Source organism: Kitasatospora sp. NPDC048296 (genome assembly GCF_043201815.1).
Lineage (GTDB): Bacteria > Actinomycetota > Actinomycetes > Streptomycetales > Streptomycetaceae > Kitasatospora.
This window is the reverse complement of sequence record NZ_JBICZB010000223.1, coordinates 1-1,284: the sequence shown is the minus strand read 5'-3', so window position 1 is coordinate 1,284 and position 1,284 is coordinate 1. Positions and strand designations below refer to the sequence as shown.

Here is a 1,284-nt window from a genome sequence, read left to right as displayed (position 1 = left end):
TGAAGTTCCACCCTGCGGTTGGACACTCTCTGTCTACGCCGCGAGGGTGTGACCTTGCCGGTGCCGCCGCCGAATCTCGAGTGGCGTGAGGTAGCCCCACTCGGGGTGCCTGCGCAGGCGCCGACGGTTATAGAAGGTCTCGATGAACGCGAAGACTTCCGCCCGGGCGGTGGCGCGGTCCGGCCAGACTCGGGTGCCGATCTCTTCCTTCAGTACGGCGAAGAAACTTTCGGCGGCGGCGTTATCGTAACAGGAGCCAACCCGGCCCATCGACTGCCTCATGCCCAACTTGCCTATCTCACCACGGAATTCAGCAGACGTATATTCGCTTCCGCGATCCGAGTGAAAGATGCAGCCGCGCTCCAGGCCGCCGCGGGCGGCGGCCATCCGCAGTGCGGCTACCGGCAGTTCGGCACGGTGGTGGTCGGCCATCGCATACCCGACGACCTCGCGGGTGGCGAGATCGATCGCCGTGGCCAGGTAGAGCCAGCCCTCCTCGGTCGGCAGGCAGGTCATGTCGCCGACCAGCCGCACTCCGGGGCTGGGCGCGGTGAAGTCGCGCCCGATCAGGTCCGGGGCGAACACCGGCTTGCGGGCCTGGCGGGTCAGGTTGCGGCGCCGGCGGCGAGTGACGCCCGCGATCCCGCGCTCGCGCATGATCCGCTCCACCTTCTTCCGATTGACCGGGTGGCCCTGACGACGGAGCTGCGCGTGCACACGCGGGACGCCGTAAGCGCCCCGGGAGGCGAGATGGATCACGGTGATCTCGGCGGCGAGCAGGTCCTCGGCTCGCTCACGGGCGCGACGGGCCTGCTCACCGGCCCGCCAGGCGTAGAACGAGGAGCGGGCGATCCCCAGGACACGGCAGATCCGCTTGACGCCCCAGGCGCCGTGGTGATCATCAACGAAACGGAAGCGGATCACCGTGTCGTCTCGGTCGCGAAATAGGCGGCCGCCTTGCGCAGGATCTCGATCGTCTTCTGCTGCTCGACGTTCTGCCGCCGCAACCGGGTGAGTTCCTCACGCTCCGCGCTGGTCAGTTCACCGGGCAGGCCCTCGCCCCGGTCGGTCCGCTCCTGTTTGACCCACCCCCGCAGCCCCTCCGGACTGACCCCGAGATCCCGGGCAATCTCGGTGACGTTCCGGTGCGGCGACGAGCGCACCAGCGCCACCGCGTCCCGCTTGAACTCCGCCGTATACCGCTTACTCATGTTGCTCTTGGTTCCCACCTGTGACTGCTTCCTCTGGGCTCATACGTCCCAGTGTCCAGGTGTCCAACCGCAG

2 protein-coding genes are annotated in these 1,284 nt (G+C 67.8%); both read right to left on the bottom strand.

Going from position 1 to position 1,284, the window contains the following annotated elements; genetic code table 11:
* Positions 1-33: 33 nt before the first annotated feature.
* Entirely contained in the window at positions 34-924 is an 891-nt protein-coding gene (locus ACGF12_RS38630) for an IS3 family transposase (RefSeq protein ID WP_393041369.1), read from the bottom strand.
* Complete coding sequence (locus ACGF12_RS38625) at positions 921-1,229, bottom strand: transposase (RefSeq protein WP_393041366.1); 309 nt, start codon at positions 1,227-1,229, stop codon at positions 921-923. The genes ACGF12_RS38630 and ACGF12_RS38625 overlap by 4 nt, the downstream gene beginning before the upstream one ends.
* Between the last annotated feature and the right edge of the window lie 55 nt (positions 1,230-1,284).